The sequence below is a fragment of the Cytobacillus sp. FSL K6-0265 genome, from assembly GCF_038003465.1.
In the GTDB taxonomy this organism is placed as follows: Bacteria; Bacillota; Bacilli; order Bacillales; family Cytobacillaceae; genus Cytobacillus; species Cytobacillus stercorigallinarum.
Map to the genome: position 1 here is coordinate 722,743 of NZ_JBBOPE010000001.1, position 20,904 is coordinate 743,646.

The window sequence follows — 20,904 nt, forward strand, 5'->3', positions numbered from 1 at the left end:
GGAATCCTGCTGCTTTTTTCTTTAGATGGTTAGCCAAAGTGCTTTTTTCTTGCATAATGACCGAAATGTTTTGTTAGACTTTTGAACAAAATGGAAAAGATGTTTGAAGAAAAGCCCGCACCTTATTTGGACGCAGGCAAAGGTTTAGAACGCTTAATTAAAAGATAAGTGGAAACCATTCCCCAAATAAACAATATGAAATAAAAAAGTCTTTGAAGTAATCCTGAAGGGAGAGGAAAGAGTGGCACAAGTGAAATCAGAATAGTAATGAATATTAAGCTGGCTAAGCAATAATATGTCCATTTTCTAATCGCGGTAAGTTTTTTTGCGAAAATGAATAGGCCTGGGAATACGGTTAGCATTGCGACCCATACGAAAATAGAGTGCCCCAATAAATTGACATCAGCAGGGATTAAGCCTGAGATAGAGGTAGAAATGCCGATTAAAAGAATAAATGATGTTGCCATTCGATGAATCAAAGATTTCTGTAAATATTGGGAGAGATATAGTACTCCGATACAAAAGGTTAATCCATTAAATAGAAAGAGTAAATTCATCCCTACATGATGAGGGGAGCATATTTCATAAGGTGCAAACGCATAGGTGAATTCGCCGCAGGTCGTTACACCAAGGTCACTCATAGCGTGATGTAAATAGCTATAAGGTGCTGTTGAGGTAAGAATGAAGAAAGGTTCAATAAGAAAGTATAGGCAAGTCATCCCCCAACTTAAGAAGCCTATTCTATTTGATATATACATGTGATTCCTCCCGAGAGAAAGTTTATGTATATTTTATATCCATTATTTTCTAAAGAGTATGGGCTATTTGTGTATATTGGTTTAAGGCTTGAGGCTGAAAAATTTTAAGTACCTCACGATTCCTCGCTTTTTATTTCGTATGTTTACATTTTGAAATCGTATCTTCGTCAATATCCTAGCGAAAATCTTGTCATTCATTTAGGGTCATAAAGTGAGCTCCTCATACACACCATCTGATTCCCCGATATGCTAAACTATAAATGTCAAAATTAACTGTTGTTTGAAAAGCAATGTGTAAACATGCTATAAGTGTAGTTAGAAGGAATGATTGATAAATAAAATAGATATTTCACCGTGAGAGGATTGAATACATGATGAAAGAAAATTTTTGGCGTGAGTTGCCACGCCCATTTTTTGTGCTTGCGCCGATGGAAGATGTGACGGATGTTGTTTTTCGTCATGTCGTTAGTGAAGCAGCACGGCCAGATGTGTTTTTTACTGAGTTTACAAATTCGGAGAGTTATTGTCATCCTGATGGACTAAAAAGTGTCCGTGGTCGTTTAACTTTTACTGAAGATGAGCAGCCGATGGTGGCGCATATATGGGGAGACAGACCGGAGAACTTTCGTGAAATGAGTATGGGTATGGCGGAACTAGGCTTTAAAGGTATTGACCTTAATATGGGCTGTCCTGTTCCCAATGTCGCTGGAAACGGTAAAGGTAGCGGATTGATCTGCCGTCCGGATGTTGCTGCTGAGCTGATTGCTGCTGCAAAAGCAGGGGGACTGCCTGTTAGTGTAAAAACAAGGCTCGGTTATAGTGAAATCGACGAATGGCGTGATTGGCTGACGCATATTTTAAAACAAGATATTGCCAACCTTTCTATTCATCTTCGTACGAGAGAAGAAATGAGTAAGGTAGACGCGCACTGGGAGCTGATTCCAGAAATTAAAAAGCTTCGTGATGAGGTGGCACCTGATACGCTGTTAACGATTAATGGTGATATTCCTGACCGACAAAAGGGATTAGAGTTGGCAGAAAAATACGGTATTGACGGTGTGATGATTGGTCGAGGTATTTTTAAGAATCCATTTGCTTTTGAAAAGGAAGCGAAAGAGCATAGTAGTAAAGAATTGTTAGATCTTTTAAGGTTGCACCTCGACCTTCATGATCAATATGCAGGGTTAGAATTGCGCCCATATACCGGCCTTCATCGCTTTTTCAAAATTTATGTCCGCAGCTTTAAAGGAGCGGGAGAATTAAGAAATCAGTTAATGAATACAAAGTCAACGGATGAAGCACGTGCGTTGCTTGATGATTTTGACAGAAACAATCATTCATAAGGAAAAAAATGAATATTTACTTCTTTTTATCGATATGATATGATGCTTAGTAATTAGATTCCATATGAATTTGGAGAGGTGCATTTATGAGTGCAGTAGGTTCTAAATAGGCAGTTAAAATTTGAAATGAATGCAATAACAAAAGGGAAAAATTTTCTTAATGATTCCCTGCTATTTGTTATGGATTGATTTCAACCTATGAAGATACCTACTATACTTTATAAAGCATGTGATGAACAGGGATAGCTATGCTATGGTTCATGACGTCTTCTTGCCTTATAAATGTAAAAGCTGCGGGGTATCCCTGCGGCTTTTTCTGTTTAAAATCTATTGGAATCTAATAAGTAGGTGTCTTCACAATGAAAAAAAGTGAGGAGCATCGAAATTGAATAATATGACATTTGAAAAACTACAATATCACGAATTAAAACAGATTGTGCAATCTTATTGTGTGAGCGGTTTAGGTAAAAGGCTAATCGACAAACAAGAACCGAGTACAAATATACAAGTGGTGAACAACCGCCTACAGGAAACTACTGAGGCCAGAGCAATCATAGATGCCGAGGGCCATATTCCTTTTGTAGGTATTACAAACATTGAAAGTATTATTGATTCACTTGAAAAGGGCATTATTTTGCAACCGAGTGATTTAGTTAGCTTATCTGACTTTTTAAGAGGCTGTCGCAAAATCAAACAATTCATGCAAAGCAAAGAGTTTTTCGCACCAACGCTTGCTTCTTATGCTCAGTCGATGTCTGAAATGAAGACAATAGAGGAAGAAATCAATTTCACGATTAAGGGCAGTCGAATTGATTCGTCGGCAAGTAGAGAGTTAAAAAGAATACGTTTTAAAAAAGAAGCAACAGAAGAGAAAATCAGTGAGCGTTTAAATAAATTTTTAAATAATAGTACGAATAAGAAGTATATCCAAGAATTTTTTATTAGTAAAAAAGATGACAGATATACGATTCCGATTAAAGCTTCTTATAAAGGTCAAGTGCCAGGTGCCGTTATCGAAGTATCTTCAACAGGTGCGACTGTTTTTATCGAACCTCAGACGATCTCGAAGTTAAGCGCAGAATTAGCGAGCCTTAAAGCAGATGAAGAGATGGAAGAATACCAAATATTAGCGACACTCTCAGGAATCATAGTAGCAGAATTGCAAAAGTTGAAAGTAAATATGGAGTTAATTAGCCAGTATGACATGGTGTTTGCCAAGGCAAAATATAGTAAGCAGATTGCTGGCATACAGCCGATAGTCAATGATCATGGTTATATTAAAATAGTGAACGGCAAGCATCCGCTGTTGCCAAAAGATGCCGTACCCCTTCAGTTTGAGATTGGTAAAGAGTATAGAAGTTTAATCATTACCGGTCCTAATGCAGGGGGGAAGACTATTGTATTAAAAACCATTGGACTATTGACTTTAGCGACAATGTTAGGGCTTCATATTGCGGCAGAGCAGGGGACGGAAATCGCTATTTTTGAACATATATTCGTTGATATTGGCGACAATCAAAGTATCGAAAATGCATTAAGTACGTTTTCATCTCATATGAAAAACTTGTCGGAAATCATGAGCGCTTCTAACCATCGTACGCTTTTATTATTTGATGAAATCGGTAGTGGAACAGAACCGAATGAAGGCGCAGCACTTGCGATTGCAATATTAGAGGAGTTCTACCATATGGGCTGCCTCACCATTGCGACTACCCATTATGGAGAAATCAAACGTTATTCAGAATTGCATAGTGATTTTATGAACGCAGCGATGCAATTTGATCAAGAAACATTGTCACCATTGTATCAGTTAGTTATTGGCGAATCAGGGGATAGCAACGCATTATGGATTTCTCGCAAGATGAATATAAAAGAATCCGTATTAAAGCGAGCAGAAGCTTATATGGAGAATAAAGATTATCAACTAAAGCAAGTGAATCCAGATAAAATCCGTCAGCCAAAACTCAGAAGTGAAGCAATTACAGCAAAATATGATTATAAAAAAGGTGACAGAGTAAAACTATTGGATCATAATGACTTTGCGATTATCTACAAAGAAATGGATCAATTCTATAATGTTGTGGTCTACTATAAAGGTGAAATGATTGAAGTAAATGTAAAACGAATTACTTTAAATCTCCCAGCACATGAACTATATCCAGAAGGTTACGACTTAGAAACCTTATTCACTGATTTCGCTACAAGGAAAATGGAACATGATATTAACCGAGGATCGAAGAAAGCCTTACGGAAAATTCAAAAGGAAATGCGGAAGAAATAAAACACTATCGATGAACCCGAGTCCACATATATGGATTCGGGTTTTTTCATATTTAGCCATCTAGAAAGAAATCAAGGAAGATAGCAGAGCAAAAGAGATTTGCCCGTCCAACCAGAGTAAAATCATCAAAGATACCAGAACAAAAGAACTTTGGCTAGTGTTCACCGAAAAAACGGTACATAGGCGAATCTGATTATATTAATCTTCAATACCGCTCTCCCTCTATCCATTCCTAAGAAGCCCCCCAATAACTGAAAAAGTATTAAGTATATGATGAATTACGACCAAAGACCTAGCGGAACTTTAGTCTCTAGCTAGTTAATCAGCCATGATTCCTTTTGTATGATTATTTTATGCAATCGGAAAAAATGGTGGCTAGAGGAGAGACGGTTATGGGTTTAGGTGACAAGAAGGTTTATATTTTGCTAACAGATACAGGTACGTATTTTACGAAATTGATAAAAGTCTATACGAAGAGGAGTTATAATCATGCTTCTATCGCTTTTGATCATGAATTAGCAAAAGTGTATAGTTTTGGCAGGAAAAAGCCGCGGAATCCTTTTATCGGTGGGTTTGTCGTGGAGGATATAAATAAGGGGTTATTGAAACATGCAGATTGCATCATTTATTCTTTCACAGTTAACCATGAAGAGCTGAGGAAAATGGAACAATATATTGCCACAATTGAATCCGAAAAGGAGGATTATCGTTATAATCTTTTTGGTCTATTTGGCGTGCTGTTTAATAAACCTTTGAAAAGGAGAAAAGCTTTTTTCTGTTCCCAGTTTGTGGCTTCAGTCATCCACGCAACCGACAGTATCGAATTTGAAAAACCACTTTCATTAATCACGCCGTATGATCTCCGTAATATCCCCTCTATACAGGTTGAATATGAAGGGAAGCTGAACGAGTATTTGGACAGGGAAAAAGCACCATCTGAGAGCGAAGGTTCTTTCTTTGTCTCAATATAGTTTATAAGTTTAATAAATTTTCTTGTCATATTTTCTAACAGATTCATTGCGGCTCTCCATGTGATAGGTATCATAGAAACTATAGCTGTGATCACATATCACATAAAGGAGGTGACGATCCCTCATATGCGTACAAGCGAAGTAATAACCGTCCCCACATTATCTCAAGAAGTGTATAACCGTCTGCGAAAAGACATCATGAATGGTCTATTCCCACCAGGTAAAAGAATTTCTATTAGAAAATTAGCTGAACAATTGAATGTGAGTACGATGCCGGTTAGAGAAGCATTGAATAAATTACAATCAGAAGGCTTTGTTCATTTTGAGCGGAGGAGTATTTTTATTAGACAGCTTTCATCGCAAGAATTAATTGAATTATTTGAAATTAGGTTAACTTTAGAGAAGATGGCTATGGAATGGTCGTATAGGCATATTGATCGTGTAGCGCTAGCTGAGTTAAACGAAATGGTAACGGAGATGAAGAAGAAACTGACATCACCGGTGGAATGGAATGAGTTAAATAGACAGTTTCACCTGTTGATATATACGTATGCCCAATCGAAGCCAATGCTTGAGATGTTAAGTATTGTCTGGGGAAGGGTGGAACCATATATGAATATTTACTCTGTCGAACAAGACGATTTAATCATCTCGCAAAAAGAACATGACCAATTGCTTGTAGCGCTCAACAAAAAGGATATTGCCACATTACATCAATTAATCACACTTCATATTCAACAAACAAAAGAAGCAATCTTAGAGAAACTTGAAAAATAGTCAAAATACATAGGGTGGGTGGAAAATTATGGAATATAATGGAAACGCCTTTGTAAAAGCTGATTTTATACTGGAACCAACAGGCAGTGGGCCCCTTAATGGATTGACGTTTGCTATAAAGGATGTATTTGAGATCGAGAATTACAAAAATACAGCAGGAAATCCTGATTGGTATCATACTCACGGACCAGGTCAACAAAATGCAACCGTCATAGAATCCTTGTTGAAAAATGGCGCGCGACTACAAGGAACAACACATACGGATGAACTAATGTATAGTTTAAACGGAGAAAATCATCATTACGGTACACCGGTTAATCCACGCACGCCTAACCGTATTCCTGGAGGTTCTTCGAGCGGTTCAGCTGTTGCTGCTGCGTCAGGACTTGTAGATTTTGCAATAGGAACGGATACAGGTGGGTCTGTCCGTATCCCGTCTTCTTACTGTGGGATTTTTGGATTCCGTCCGACACATGGGAAAGTAAATATGAACGGTGTAATTCCGCTTGCTAAAAGCTTTGATACTGTCGGTTGGATGTCGCAAAACATAGACACTTTATTAAAGGTAGGAGAAGTGCTGATAAGTAATGATGAAGTAAAAGATCATTCTTTTCGGCATGTCTATTATGAGGAAGAGGCTTGGCGGTTGATTGATGAAGAAAACAAAGAAATATTGCTAGACAGTTTAAAAGATATTTCTAAACAAGATGTAAACATTGCCTCTGATGGATTGGTAAAATGGGCAGAATTATTTAGATTCATACAAGGCACAGAAATCTGGCAAGCACATGGTGAATGGATTAACAAGGAGCAGCCAACTTTCGGACCTGGTATCGCCGAAAGGTTTCAATGGACGTCAACTTTAAATCCAAGTGAACTTCCAGCACTAGTGGAAAAACAAAATGCAATTAGAGATCAGCTTTCATCTCTACTTAAAGAGAATGGTATCTTAGTCATTCCTACGGCACCAGATGTTGCCCCGTTGAAAAATTTGCCAAGTGAAGAGTTAGAACAATATCGACACCAGTTAATGCAACTCACTTGTATCGCAGGTCTAACAGGACTTCCACAGGTCACTATTCCGTTTGAAAATAAAGACGGCCTGCCAATTGGTCTCTCTTTTATTGCCAATCACCATCAAGATATCGCTCTTATTAAATGGGTGAGGGAAATGTTGTTTGCTAAAAGGAAGGTGACAAGATGAGTAGCGACAAACAATCGTACCGTCCAACAACGATGGCAGTAAACGGAATAATCACAACACCACATTATTTAGCTTCTCAAGCAGGATTGGAGGTGTTGCAAGCTGGCGGTAACGCGGTGGAAGCGGCAATTGCTGCATTATCCACAATTGGTGTAGTTTACCCTCATATGAACGGGATTGGTGGGGATAACTTCTGGCTTGTGTATGATGCGAACCAGAAAAAATTAAAGGCATTAAATAGTAGTGGCCGTTCGGGTGAAGGGGCAACAATCCCGTTTTATCAACAGCAAGGCTACAGCAAGATTCCTTCAAGAGGAGCTTTGGCTGCCAATACCGTTCCGGGTGCTGTGGCTGGGTGGGAGAAGGCCTATCAATATTCACAGAATTATATGAGTGGCACGGTTGAATGGTCTGAGTTATTGCAGTCATCTATTGATTACGCCAAAGATGGATTTCCTGTTACTCCTAGTCAAGTTTATTGGACTAATATCAATTTGGATGAAAAGGATAATGAGTTCCGTCACCTCCAACGTTTTACTGAATTTCAAAAGGTGTTTTTACAAGCGAATGGTCTTTCCTATCGGGCAGGTGACCTTATGAAACAGCCAGATTTAGCAAGAACATTAGAAGGGTTAGCAGCAGAAGGTGGTGCGTTTTTATATGAAGGCGAATTAGCGAAGTTGATGGCAACTGACCTGCAACATCACGGGGGGATGCTAACCATTGACGATTTTAGGCATCATCATTCCAATTGGGTAGAACCAATCTCTGTGCGTTATCGCAATCATCAAGTGTTCAATGTCCCACCTAATTCTCAGGGTTTTGCATCATTATCCATTTTAAATATTTTGAATCAATTCCCACTCTCAGACATAGAGGAAGGCTCAGCTGACTATTATCATTTATTAGCAGAGGCGACAAAACGGGCATTCGTTGATCGTGATCAATATTTGACTGATCCAGATTTTGCTACGATTCCTCTAGATGAAATATTGTCTGTGAGAAGAGGAATCGAACTAGCCGAATCAATTGATTTTACTAGAGTGAGGCCGTTTGAAAAACAACTTGATCCTAAGGGGGATACGATTTGGCTAGGTGTTGTTGATAAAGAAGGCAACGCAGTTTCGGTTATTCAAAGTATTTATCATGAGTTCGGATCAGGCTTTATTCCGAAAAATACAGGTATCGTCTTGCAGAATCGAGGCAGTTATTTTTCATTAGACGAAAGTCATATCAATTGCCTGCAAGCAAGAAAGCGAACATATCATACATTAAATCCTGCGATGTTATTTAAAAATGATCAACCGTATTTAATTTATGGAACGATGGGAGGGGAAGGGCAACCACAAACACAAGCAGCCCTTGTGACGAGAATCATAGATTACGATTATCCTATCCAATCAGCCATTGAGGCACCGAGATGGTTATATGGTCGAACATGGGGAGCGACATCTAACAGTTTGAAAGTAGAAGGAAGAATAAGTGCATCCATTTGCTTAGAGCTCGAGAAAAGAGGGCATGAAGTAGAAGTATTAGAAGACTTTACAGATGTCATGGGGCATGCAGGTGCTATTCTAATTAATCAACAGACTGGTGTAAAATATGGCGGGGCTGATCCTCGCGGTGATGGGGTTGCTAGTGGATATTAGTAGATAATAAAGAGGTCACTGAAAAAATGGAAGAAGGTCTTTATCGTCATGTTTATTGATGATACAGATGGGGGGGCTTATTACAGCTACCACAGTTCCATTTATTATTCAGTTTGTAGCAATCCCTGACTTACAGTACAATTTTAATGTTGAAAAAGTTTTTGGTAAGAAGAAAAAGTGAGTGATTGACAATCAATGTTCAAAATGATAAATTATTTTTGTTTATAAATGAATAATGGCGACATGGCTATGGGCGTCATGTTAGCGAATTCGCATAGAATATGTTTGAATGCAGCGCCTCCCGTTTTTATTGGGAGCGCTGCCTTTTTGCGTGGAGGGAAAGTCAGATGGATAAAAGAGTGTATTTACTAACTATAATTACTTTTATTGTCGGTTTGGTTGAGTTAATTATTGCGGGCATCTTGCCACTTATTGCAACGGATTTAGGTGTGTCGCTTGGTGAAGTCGGGATGTTAATCTCCTTGTTTTCTTTAAGCTTTGCCATATCTGGTCCTGTGCTATTATCTTTAACTGCAAAGATAGAGAGAAAACGGTTATTCCTATTCGTTCTCTTTGTTTTCTTCTTATCTAACTTAATGATCGTCGTTATGGATGGTTATGTATCTTTGTTGATTGGAAGAGTATTATCAGCTATGTGTGCGGCTCTTCTAATTTCATTATGTCTCACGATTGCTTCACAAATCAGTGGTGAAAAATATCGAGCGAGAGCGATTGGTATTGTGCTGATGGGGGTCAGTGCATCCCTTGTTTTTGGGATTCCGTTCGGATTGTGGTTAGGTAATGAATTTAGCTGGAGAGCGCCGTTCTTGTTTATTTCGATTCTGACATTAATCATCATGATTGTTGTTTATTTTGCATTAGGTCCAATAGAGGCGAAAAGAGCTTTACCTTTAAAGGAACAGTTGAAAGCATTAAAAAATAGAAAGATTGTACTCGTGCAACTGACATCGGTTCTCTTTTTTGCCGGTCATATGAGTCTATATGCGTATTTAACACCGTTTCTAAGTGAGACAATGAGTATTACTGGCAATTCACTTAGTTTGATTTACCTTATTATCGGCATCGTTGCTGTATGCGGGAGTTTTTTAGGTGGGCAGATTACGGATCGCTTAGGTGCGAAACGATCGATTATTATCGTACTTTCTGCTTTTATTGTTACGATTATCCTTATCCCATATTTGCAGTTTTCCCTTGCTTTGTTTATTTGTGCATTATTGTTATGGAATTTATTAAGCTGGTCTTTGCAGCCCGCCATTCAGAGCTATCTTGTATCTGCTGCGCCAGAAACATCTGATATTCAACAAAGTTTAAATAATTCAGGGGTTCATGTTGGTATGGCTATTGGTTCAACTGTTGGTGGAATCATCATCGATCAATATCACGTTGAGATCAACCCGCTTATTGCAGGGGGCTTCACATGCATCGCCTTGCTTATTATCTTGGCGGCATTTAAGCAAAAGCGTATATGATAATAAAAAGCAGTCTTCAAAGGTAGACTCATAGAGTCCCAATTGAAGACTGCTTTCCTTTACCTAAATTAATTCCAAATTTCTTCAACCCATTCAGGATGATCGATAAATGGATTGCGATTATGTTGATAGTCATGATAGATAATGTCATTTCTTTGGCGTTCTAAGTCATCTACAGGGTCTAAGTTATGCCACTCAATTAAGGTTGAGCGTTTGCCATGATAAGGAGCTGAACCGTTGCTTACTCGATCGTTCACCTCTAAATCCAGTTCACCACTGTCGCCTTCGTAACGGACATCCATATAGAAAATCATTCTTGCGACATCCCCTTTTACTTCATCACGTGGTTCCCAAGAATCGTTATCTGTATAGGTATCAGGTGCTTCACCTTGTGGAGAGCCACCATTATCAAAATCTTTATTACCACGTGCGCCATTTACTGATACATCTGTTGGGCGTAGATGATGTAGGTCTGTTCCAGGGCCCATAGAAGTTCCGAAATCACCATGCGATTTAGCCCACACATGTTCTCTGTTCCATTGATCTGGATTACCACCGTTCGTTGATTTACTTTGTGATCTGCCTGTGTATAGAAGGATGACGTTATTCGTATTATTTGGATCTTGATCCGTTTCCTTTAATGCTTCCCAAACGGCACTATAGGAAATTTCTGTATGATCATCAATGATATTGTGTAACGCAGTTTTTAATGCTTCGCCAGTTTTTCCAGTAGCAGAATCATAATAAGAACCAGGGGCATTATTTTCCTCATCAGGTCCTTCAGGTTCCTCTTCTTTAGATTGCTTAATCATTTCAGCTGTGTTTTTCAATCCAGGATGTGAATAGTACGCTGTGAGATTACCAGTGACTGTTATTTTTTCACCAAGTAATTCGGGGTTGCTCTTAAGGCCGAACTGTGTGCGGAATTGAGAAGGAATCTGAACATAAAGCATATTAGCTGTATTTGTTTCTGTGCGAGAATCCGCAAGAGCTAAGGAGTAATCATCTGGATAGTTGCTCGTAATCACTGTGTTGGCTGAGGTAGGCTTCCCTACTATATAGCCTTCCACCGATTGTATAGAGTTATTTTGCCTGTCGATGGCTTGTGATACTGGCAAGGTAGCAGCAGATGTTTGCGAAGAATCGAATGATACGGTAGAAAAGAAAACGAGAAAAGCGACAATAGATAACTTCAAGAATCTACGCATACTAATCCTCCTTTAATTTTTTTATGGTATTCTGATTCATCTTACCATTTTCCTGTTAAAATATTTTTAATAATAAGTAAATTTTAGGGGCGTGGATAAAGATAAGAAAATCTACTCGGCTTAATTACAGGAGAATAGAACGGGTTTAGAGGGAATTTATGGTGAAAATAGGTTGTAAGGAGGGGGAGAGTCTAACGAAAGTATCTCTTAGTTCTTTCCCTCATTATTAGTGCTTCTGAAAATATTAAATACAAATCTAAACAAGAGTTAAAAGAAACAGGTTGAAGTAATCAACTGCTTTAGAGGGAGATAAAAGCTTCTGCACAGGGATGGAGATTAAAAAATGAGAGTGAGGAATCAAATTGCTTAATTATAACGGGAAGAAATTTGTATCAATAGAGAATACAAATAATGGTGAAGTCTCTGATCAAACGTTTTTTGAGTATAGTCAAGAGGGAAATATCATATCTGCTAGCTATTATGGTGGACAAATTAGAAAAGGAACATTAATTGGCATTGTAAAAGAGGATGGTTCTTTATTGTTTAACTATAATCATGTAAATATCAAAGATGAATTAAGAGGTGGTACTTGTTTTTCGACGCCTGAATGCCTTCCAGATGGGCGAATGAGATTACATGAACAATGGCAATGGAACGATGCAGATCAAACCGAAGGGCACTCGATTATTGAGGAAATGAAAAAAGAATCGAAAGCGTATTAATAGAAAGGCTAGTGGGTGCTGCTTTAAGATTAATTTTCACCATTACTGCAAAAGCGTCCACTAGCTATTCTCAATATGATTACACAGAATGAGGTTGATACCTTTTAGGTTTTGTCACTTTAAACCATTGATAACAGAAAATAATAATAATTACAAGGTCAACAACATCGCCTCCATAATACATAATCATGCTTCCTTTTTCAGCTTCCATTTTCTCTACACTTGAAGGAGGATAACCATAGAAAGATTTGGCTAGAATCTGATGCCCAGCGAGAGCTAAAATAAGGATAATGGCTCGGAATTGAAAACTATAACCTTGGTGAAGCTTATCAATATAGATGATTGATGCTGTAAAAAAATAACCAGCTAAGAAGATATGTGCATGAATGACGATATACAACAGCATGGAATGATGCATCAGTGTGAACAACTCTGTTCGATATAATAACCATAATCCACCAATATTTAACACAGTAGTAAATAGCGGGTTCAATAAAAGGTGAAATGGTCTCTTTTTTAAGGTAGTAGTCACTTTTCTAGCAGTTTTTATAGGTAATGAGCGTAGTAGGAGCGTGACTGGTTTTGCTAATACCATGAAAAGTGGGCCAATCATGCCTAAAAGTAAATGGGCAACCATATGGACACTAAAAAATTGGTGTGAAGCCTCTGCTAAAGGACCAGCAACTGCTAATAGACAAAGGACATTTCCACTAATCCAGCATGCGGTGTGATACCAAGGCCACTGACGATAAGATTGATTAGATTTGATGACAGCGATTCCATAGAGAATGATCAAAAGAAAAAAAGGAATCGCTAAAATAAATGAAACACTGGTTATGTCTAAGTGTTGGTGAGCAGGCATAGTATCCCCCCTTTTAGCTTTACTTGCTTTGTGAGTGACTCGTTTTTCGGATGATAATGATTCCGATAATCGTAATCAGTGCAGCAGTGATATTCCATACCAAATCATAAGGTAGCAAATCAACTCCATAGCGTATTTGATGTAATTTAAACACTTTATGTTGGATTAAACCATCATATAAATTAAATAAACCAATACCTAATAAAACCCCGCCAATCCATCTTTTTTTCCACCAAGAATCTCTTCTGCGCAAGTCAGCCACCATAAACAGACTTGCTACTGTAGCGAACCAGCTAAATGCATGGAATAACCCATCAGAAAGTAGTCCGATTTTTGTTGTGGATTGATCATAAAAATGATGCCAACTTAATAATTGATGAAATACCATCTCATCAATAAATGCAACCAAACCAAGTCCGAAGAGGATACCTGAGATGAGATTGTATGTTGAGTGCTTGGTTATGTTCTTTTGGTAATCCTTATGTTCGCCTTTGATTGGACTATCGATAAGTATCAGCTCATTTCTGTAAGGTATTTCCTCTATTTTTCCCGAGTGTTTAAACTCTAAACATATATAGGAGTGTAAGTTAATAAATGAATTTGAAATTGATTCGATATTCATAGGGTTCATTGGATGAGTTTGTGAAATAAAAGGAACCTAACTACACTCAGGGTAGTTAGGTGTTTTATCGTAGCTCTGAAACTTTCATTACTAGCTTCCTCGATATACTTGGTATCCCCAAGGTGAAATGAGGAGGGGGACGTGATAATCCTTGTCTATATTTGCCACTCCGAAACGAACTGGGACTGTCTCTAAGAATGGTGGGTCGGGGAGGGGGATCTCTTTTTCGCGGAAATACTCCCCGATATGGAAGATGAGTTCATAGCGTCCTACTTTCATTTCTTCTCTAGTAAGTAATGGAGCATCTAAGCGGCCGTCTGAATTGGTTTTTACTACTTTTAGCTTTTTCCAACTATTGCAATTTGCTTCTTGTATGAAAAGCTCTATTAATACATTGCATGCTGGTGTACCGTGGGTTAAATCCAATATATGTGTTGTTAGTCCTGTCATTTTAAACTCCTTAATGATAGTAGAATGATGCTCTGCACAATTATCATTTTAATTTTCGATGGCTGATATCGTGTTACTTTGTCTAGTTTGAGGGTTGATTGGCCACGTTCCTGTAAATTCAGTCACATGATAATCAAAGTAATCTTGTAAAATTTCCTCTTTGTGATCTTGAAAAAGTTCATCTGCAACTGCCTTAGCCAGTCGCGGTAAGCCAAATTTCATCCCAGAAAGAGCAGCGGCAGTAATACCACAGCTAATTAAAGCAGAATAATTAAATGTATAAAGGCCATGAAGATATTTTTCTCCTTCCTTATCGCGACTCGTAAAGGAGTAACCTGTGCTTAAATAAGGATGTGCATCTAGAACTGGGCTGGCACTGTTCTTTGGAGGGTGGTATATATCCTTCCAACGGGCAATATATTTTTCGACTAATTTCAGCTCTGGTCTTAATGCAGGGTCAGTGAACAGTCCTGTGCTAATAATGAGATAATCAAATGAGAAGGAGGCATGAGGGGTTTGGACTGTCACCTGATTATTTGCTTGCCTTACTTCTTGCCAAGGTGAATCTAAATGAAGGTTAAAACCTGGCCAAGCAGAAGCGCGATTAAAGGTATCGTTCGTCGGTGGTTGATTATTTTGAAAGAAATGAGTCATGACCTGGTATTTATCCACATCTGATAACGAGTGATATCTTTCTATCATACCTGAGGCTTCCATTTGCCGTATGGGATTAATTCTAGGCATTTCTTTGCGCCGAACAAAAACATGCGCCTCTGCTACGCCTGAACTAAGGGCATAATTGGCATTATCGAATGCGGAGGCGCCACCGCCTAAAATAGCGATTTTTTTATTTTTTAATGAGTGAAAATCGATATGTTCGGAAGTGTGGGCATAGAAATTTTTCGGTAGATTTTCAGAGACGAGTGGTGGTACATGCCATTCCCCGCCGCCCTGAATACCTGTCGCTAAAATAACTTTGCGTGCAAGTAGGGGTGCTGTAGGTTCGTCTGATTGGTTGATATGGAGTCGATGTAAACCATCTTCAATAGGTTCTACGAGATGCAATTTGACATCGTTTTTGACCGGTAAACGAAGAACTTTTCGATACCATCTGAGGTAATTCATCCAATCCTGACGTGGTATTTTATCCACTTGATCCCAGCCCTTTTTGTCTGTTTGGGCTTCCCACCAAGCACGAAAGGTGAGGGAAGGAAGGCCCAAATCAATAGAGGTGATATGTTTCGGTGTTCTGAGAGTAACCATTCTTGCATAGGTCTCCCATGGCCCTTCGTAGCCTTCGTGATTCTCATCGATAATGAGGAAGTTCGTAATTTTTTCTCGTAAAAGAGCAAATCCAGCACCTAAACCGCTTTGCCCACCTCCGACAATGACGACATCATATACATGTCTCTTCATATGTTTAGTTTGCGGTACCCATGTATCCGTATAGTTTATGTTCAAATAAGAAAGGTCCCTTTGTACTCTCTCATATAAGCTTTCTATGCTCATTGTTTTTCATCCCCTTCTGTCTAGTTTGTTGTGATTGAATCTTTAATAATGATTTCTTCAAGTCGTAATAAGGCGATTTGGTAGATTTCTGTTAAGGCTTGATGAAACTCTTCTTCTTTTTCATTTTTGATTCTCTCTACCATAGAGTGATAAATTTCATCCTTGTTTTTCCCGCGAACAGCTAATATAAATGGGAATCCGAATTTGTCCAAATAAGATTGATTCATAGAAATAAATTGTTTATATTCCTTTTCCGTGAGCTGATTTAAACCAGCGTTTTTTTGTTCGTTAACGGAATTTTCGCTCATTTTAATGCGATCCCCTAAGTTTGGATGCTCTTTAATAAGGGCAAGTTTTTCTTGATTTGTCGTTTCTTTGACTATGTGAACCATCGTTTGATAGAGGTGATTAAATGATGAAAATGGTCTTGCCATGAGCGCTTTTTCAGCGACCCATGGGGAATGCTCGAACACACCTCCAAATAATTGGATAAATGATGCATCGCTGATTTTATTAATTTCTTGAAGTGTATACATGATTGAAAACTCCCTTCTATGAGCTTTTTAATTGGGCTTCCATTCTCGCCTCTTTCAACGGCGGTGCTTCTTTTGTTTTTCTCTTTGTTAAAAGAAGGTTTAAGATAATGGCTGCTAGGCTGCCGGTAATAATCCCATCGCCGACGATAATGCGAAGTGTTTCAGGTAAATGGGCGAATAATTCGGGAACAACGGATGCTCCTAGTCCTAGTGAGATCGAGCAAGCCATAATGAGTTGATTGTTATTGTGCGTAAAATCGACTTTCTGAAGCATGCGCATGCCAGAAGTGACGACCATTCCAAACATGACTACAGTGGCACCGCCGAAAACGGCGGGAGGAATGAGTGTAGCTAAAGTTGAGATTTTCGGAACTAAGCCTAGTACAATCAAGATAAAGCCAGCAGCAATCGTAACTTTATTTGACCTTACTCCAGATAATTGGACAAGTCCGACATTTTGAGCAAATGTACTATAAGGGAAGGCGTTGAAAATCCCACCTAAAGTAAAGGCCATTCCTTCAGCTCGATATCCACGAGCAAGATCTTTTTCTTTTAACTCTTTATGATCCATTTTTCCAAGGGCAAGAAAAGCACCAGTGGATTCGACAAGAATGACTGTACCTACTAAGATCATTGTTAAAATAGGAACAACTTCAAACGTAGGGTATCCGAAATGAAAAGGGGCAGGAAAGTGTAACCAAGAAGCTTCTTGAACGGATTGTACATCTACCTTTCCCATTAGTGCCGCGATGAGTGTACCAACGATCATCCCAATTAAAACAGAGATTGCACGTAAGAACCCTTTAAAGAAGCGGTTCATTAGTAAAATAATTACGAGAACACCAAAGGAGAGTAATAAGTTTTCGGCTGAGCCAAAATCAGGATTATTCGCTCCGCCGCCCATATTTTTAATTCCTGTAGGGATGAGTGATAGACCAATAATAATGACGACGGTACCAGTTACGATGGGGGGAAATAATTTTACAAGCTTGCCGTATATATTTGAAAAGAAAATAATGAACAATCCTGTTATAATAATCGCTCCATATATGGCTGATATCCCGTAATTACTACCGATTGTAATCATGGGAGATACGGCTACGAATGAAGTACCCATGACAATAGGGAGGCCTGTTCCAAAGTATTTATTTTTGACAGATTGAAACAATGTAGCAATCCCGCAAGTTAACAAATCAATAGAAATGAGAAAGGCTTGTTGTTCTGGGGAGAAACCTAAAGCGCCGCCAACTAAGATTGGTACTAAAATGGCACCAGCGTACATAGCAAGGACATGCTGTAATCCTAATGAGAATGTTTTTGATGGATGAATGTATTCTCCCAAAGTGAACCCTCCTGTTTATAATGTTAAGAAACATAACATTGAATGTTGTTATATTTAACATAATAAACAATTTTCTGATTATTGTCATTGTTCAATATGCCTAAAAATGACTAACTTATTTGTGTAAGGTGCATGGTTGGGTTGTTTAAGCATCTAATAATTTTTTCATCCGTAATGCTGTACGTAATTGTAGGGTTGTTTCTGGATCTTTTAAATCTTTACCGAGAATTTCTTCACATTTATCTATTCTGTAGACAACTGTATTCCTGTGGACAAATAATCTTTTCGCTGTTTCGGAGATTTGACAATGCGTTTCTAGATAGACAGAAAGTGTTTGTAGTAATGATTCTTTTTCTTCTGGTTTAATCGATAAGAAACCTTTAAATGTATGGGTGTAAAAATGACTCAATTCTTTTTCGGGAATAAGGCGGAGCAATTCTAATAGATCCCTTGTTTGAAATGATTGAATAAAGTTGGTTCGTTTTGAGAGTGCTCCTTGAGAAAGAGATTCACTTGCCTCGTGATAGGCTGCTCTTACTTGGACAAAGGAATGAATCACATTACTTATGCCGAAAGAAAGGGTTTGATTAAAGCGGTTTGTCATCCGTAGTTGGATGTCTTTTAGTATCTTCATATAAGATAACCCTTGATGGGCTTCAAAGAGCAAGATACATTCATCACTTTTAGTAAAGAAATGAATGTTGACAGCGGTTTGCTGTATCACTTCCTCTAAGTATTCAAATATATAATCAGATTTTTGTTGGCGCTGTGTGAAACTATCGTGTGAATCTGCTTGATCGACCTTTCCGACAGCACAAATATAGTCACAATCATTTTGAAGAGAGAACTCTTTGGCACGATTAATAATTTCGTCTTGTGACTTAAAGGTCCCATCCAAGAAGTGGAGAAAAAAATCGTTGCGAATAGCTTTTGCGTGTGTATTCAGTGCATGCTCTTTCATCAGGGCAAAGGAGAGCACATTTGTCGCTTGTTCAATCGTTAATGTATGGAGGTGATTCTCATGAGGGATTTCTCCTTCTATAATTAAAAAAACCCGCTTTTTTTCGCTCATGTTGATAGGAAATAGATGATAAGTTTTTTTGGAAACACGTAGTGAAAAAGAAATAGCCATATGGCTGGAAGGTGAAAACCGGTTACTTTCTCTCTCGATATCTTCTCTTATTACGCCTAATTCTAGTTGGGGATGTCGACCAGAGATCGAATGAAGATGCTGATCAACTAAATGAACAGAACAATCAATTATCATGCTTAATTCTTGCATCAATGTTTCGATGCCTTTTCCATGAAGAATGATATTTGTAAAATGTTTATGTGTTTCTAAAGCAGCAGCTAATTCATTTGCGCGGCTATCTAAAATAACTCTTAATGTATGGTTGACTACCTCTCCAAGTGATAAAGCGAGTGGCAGTTCGATAATGGGGAAACTTAAATCATTTGCAAGCTTCAATGCAGATGGAGGAACGGAGTCTAAGAACCTTTTTGTTTTTATCCCAAGTGCGGCACAGCCTTGATTAGCCATCGCTTGTATTAATTCATTTAGTAAGTGTGGTTGGTCTTTTAAATGATAGGCTGTTGTCACTAAAAATTCATGGCGATTCAAAAAGGGAATAATATCAGGTGCATCCATCATATTAACGGTATGTACCTCACGTTTGATCCCGCTTTCTCCAGCTACAATTCTCATCCCTTTTAATGAAGGGGAAGAGAGTAATTTAGAAACCTTCATGTGGCTGACTCCTTTCGTTTGCATCCTCTTTTTTTATATAGATTAGTTAATGTGCACAAAATTGTATGAAAATTTGTACACTTTTGCTGATGAAGTTTCAATGTTTAATAAGTAAAATTGATTTATATAACATAATTATGTAAGAAAATATTCCATAAGTAAAGAGGGGAGTGAAAGGATTGGCCATTCATGTGAAAGAATTTCATGATACAAATAAGGAAATTATAGCAGAAATGATTGAATGGCTTTCATCATTTGGCAAAACAACCAATGAAGGCGTTACGAGATTACTCTACTCTAAAGCTTGGTGTGAAGCGCAATCAGCTTTGAAAAATAAAATGAAGGCATTAGGGTTAGATGCTTATTTTGATTGTGTCGGTAATTTATTTGGTCGGCTACAGGGGACAGATGAAGATCATGCAGTCATATTGACAGGTTCTCATATTGATACGGTTATTGATGGCGGAAAGTATGACGGTGCTTACGGTATTGTCGCCAGCCTGCTTGCGGTGTCGAGGCTCTATGCCTCTTTTGGCAAGCCCAAAAAAACGATTGAAGTCGTCTCGTTCTGTGAAGAAGAAGGGAGTCGGTTCCCTTTAACCTTTTGGGGGTCAAGAAATATTACGGGCATGTACGATATGGGTCATATTAGAGGTTTAGTCGATGCAAATGGTATTTCTTTTATAGATGCGATGAAGGAGGCGGGCTTTGGTACAGAAAAATATATTCAACCAATTAGAAGTGATATTGCAAGATTTATAGAGGTTCATATCGAACAAGGGATGGAACTAGAGAGAAATCAAAATGCGGTTGGTATTGTCACACATATCGTTGGACAGCGACGTTACAATATACGAATAAAAGGAGAAAGCAATCACGCAGGCACAACACCAATGACCCTTCGCAAGGATGCGGTTGTGACAGCCTCAAAACTTATTTCTTTCTTAACGGAAAAAGCAGAAAGTATCGACTCACAGTTAGTAGCTACAGTGGGAAAAATTGAAGCGCAACCGAATGTGCCAAATGTTGTGGCAGGAGAAGTCGAGTTTAGCTTAGATATTCGTCACCATAAACAGCATGTATTGGATGAATATTGTATGTCCGTGTTTTCTTATTTTGAAGAGGTGGCTAAGTCTAATGATCTGATTATCGACTGGAAACAATGGATGAATGTAAAACCTGTTGCAATGGACGCCGTGATGCAAAGTAAAATCAAGGCGTTAGCGGAACAAAAGCAATTTTCTTTCCAAGATATCGTTAGTGGCGCCGGTCATGATGCGCAAGTTTTTGCTAGTACACTTCCTACTAATCTTATTTTTGTCCCAAGCAAAGGGGGCATTAGTCATAACCCGCAAGAGTTTACGAGCTCAGAAGATTTGGAAGTAGGAGTAAAACTGTTAACAGATGTTTTATATCAATTAGCTTATGAGTAG

At 38.4% G+C, this 20,904-nt stretch carries 18 protein-coding genes; 9 read left to right on the forward strand and 9 right to left on the reverse strand.

What is annotated here, in order from left to right:
- Positions 1-122: 122 nt before the first annotated feature.
- Positions 123-758, reverse strand: coding sequence for a DUF998 domain-containing protein (locus MHH73_RS03755; RefSeq protein WP_341064799.1), 636 nt, complete (start codon positions 756-758; stop codon positions 123-125).
- Between the two features lie 374 nt (positions 759-1,132).
- Between MHH73_RS03755 and MHH73_RS03760 the strand changes: the two genes are divergently transcribed.
- From MHH73_RS03760 to MHH73_RS03790, 7 genes are all read left to right on the forward strand, one after another.
- Complete coding sequence (locus MHH73_RS03760) at positions 1,133-2,101, forward strand: tRNA dihydrouridine synthase (RefSeq protein ID WP_341069658.1); 969 nt, start codon at positions 1,133-1,135, stop codon at positions 2,099-2,101.
- A 385-nt stretch (positions 2,102-2,486) separates the two neighbouring features.
- Positions 2,487-4,382 carry an endonuclease MutS2 gene (locus MHH73_RS03765; RefSeq protein ID WP_341064801.1) on the forward strand — a complete coding sequence of 632 codons (1,896 nt, stop codon included), beginning with the start codon at positions 2,487-2,489 and terminating at the stop codon, positions 4,380-4,382.
- Positions 4,383-4,774: 392 nt separating this feature from the next.
- The gene (locus tag MHH73_RS03770; protein WP_341064804.1) at positions 4,775-5,353 is read left to right on the forward strand and encodes a hypothetical protein; all 579 of its coding nucleotides are present in this window, start codon (positions 4,775-4,777) and stop codon (positions 5,351-5,353) included.
- A gap of 126 nt (positions 5,354-5,479) precedes the next feature.
- Positions 5,480-6,130, forward strand: coding sequence for a GntR family transcriptional regulator (locus MHH73_RS03775; protein ID WP_341064806.1), 651 nt, complete (start codon positions 5,480-5,482; stop codon positions 6,128-6,130).
- Between the two features lie 28 nt (positions 6,131-6,158).
- The gene (locus MHH73_RS03780; RefSeq protein WP_341064809.1) at positions 6,159-7,334 is read left to right on the forward strand and encodes an amidase; all 1,176 of its coding nucleotides are present in this window, start codon (positions 6,159-6,161) and stop codon (positions 7,332-7,334) included.
- Positions 7,331-8,983, forward strand: coding sequence for a gamma-glutamyltransferase (ggt, locus tag MHH73_RS03785; RefSeq protein ID WP_341064811.1), 1,653 nt, complete (start codon positions 7,331-7,333; stop codon positions 8,981-8,983). Before MHH73_RS03780 ends, ggt begins: the two co-directional genes overlap by 4 nt.
- A 347-nt stretch (positions 8,984-9,330) precedes the next feature.
- A complete protein-coding gene (locus MHH73_RS03790; protein WP_191816727.1) occupies positions 9,331-10,473 on the forward strand; it encodes an MFS transporter in 1,143 nt (380 codons plus the stop codon).
- Positions 10,474-10,541: 68 nt separating this feature from the next.
- Here MHH73_RS03790 and MHH73_RS03795 read toward each other — a convergent pair whose 3' ends face one another.
- Entirely contained in the window at positions 10,542-11,681 is a 1,140-nt protein-coding gene (locus tag MHH73_RS03795; protein ID WP_341064815.1) for an endonuclease, read from the reverse strand.
- A gap of 362 nt (positions 11,682-12,043) precedes the next feature.
- Between MHH73_RS03795 and MHH73_RS03800 the strand changes: the two genes are divergently transcribed.
- Positions 12,044-12,403 carry a n-acetylglutamate synthase gene (locus MHH73_RS03800; protein WP_341064817.1) on the forward strand — a complete coding sequence of 120 codons (360 nt, stop codon included), beginning with the start codon at positions 12,044-12,046 and terminating at the stop codon, positions 12,401-12,403.
- Positions 12,404-12,482: 79 nt separating this feature from the next.
- On the opposite strand, the gene MHH73_RS03805 is transcribed toward MHH73_RS03800, so the two are convergent.
- The 7 genes from MHH73_RS03805 to MHH73_RS03835 all read right to left on the reverse strand — a co-directional run bounded on the left by MHH73_RS03805 (position 12,483) and on the right by MHH73_RS03835 (position 19,471).
- On the reverse strand, positions 12,483-13,265 hold the full coding sequence (locus MHH73_RS03805) for a cytochrome c oxidase assembly protein (RefSeq protein WP_341064819.1): 783 nt from the start codon (positions 13,263-13,265) through the stop codon (positions 12,483-12,485).
- 19 nt (positions 13,266-13,284) lie between these two features.
- Positions 13,285-13,761, reverse strand: coding sequence for a DUF2243 domain-containing protein (locus MHH73_RS03810; protein WP_445662538.1), 477 nt, complete (start codon positions 13,759-13,761; stop codon positions 13,285-13,287).
- 216 nt (positions 13,762-13,977) lie between these two features.
- Positions 13,978-14,337 carry a hydroxyisourate hydrolase gene (gene uraH, locus MHH73_RS03815; protein ID WP_341064820.1) on the reverse strand — a complete coding sequence of 120 codons (360 nt, stop codon included), beginning with the start codon at positions 14,335-14,337 and terminating at the stop codon, positions 13,978-13,980.
- A gap of 48 nt (positions 14,338-14,385) precedes the next feature.
- The gene (locus MHH73_RS03820) at positions 14,386-15,846 is read right to left on the reverse strand and encodes an NAD(P)/FAD-dependent oxidoreductase (protein WP_341064822.1); all 1,461 of its coding nucleotides are present in this window, start codon (positions 15,844-15,846) and stop codon (positions 14,386-14,388) included.
- A gap of 20 nt (positions 15,847-15,866) precedes the next feature.
- A complete protein-coding gene (gene uraD / locus MHH73_RS03825) occupies positions 15,867-16,382 on the reverse strand; it encodes a 2-oxo-4-hydroxy-4-carboxy-5-ureidoimidazoline decarboxylase (protein ID WP_191816720.1) in 516 nt (171 codons plus the stop codon).
- Between the two features lie 16 nt (positions 16,383-16,398).
- Positions 16,399-17,724: a nucleobase:cation symporter-2 family protein gene (locus MHH73_RS03830; RefSeq protein ID WP_341064828.1), complete on the reverse strand. Its 1,326-nt coding sequence runs from the start codon at positions 17,722-17,724 to the stop codon at positions 16,399-16,401.
- A 145-nt stretch (positions 17,725-17,869) separates the two neighbouring features.
- Positions 17,870-19,471, reverse strand: a complete 1,602-nt coding sequence (locus MHH73_RS03835; protein WP_341064831.1) for a PucR family transcriptional regulator — start codon at positions 19,469-19,471, stop codon at positions 17,870-17,872.
- Positions 19,472-19,650: 179 nt separating this feature from the next.
- Here MHH73_RS03835 and allC point away from each other — a divergent pair, with 179 nt between their 5' ends.
- A complete protein-coding gene (allC, locus tag MHH73_RS03840; protein ID WP_341064833.1) occupies positions 19,651-20,904 on the forward strand; it encodes an allantoate deiminase in 1,254 nt (417 codons plus the stop codon).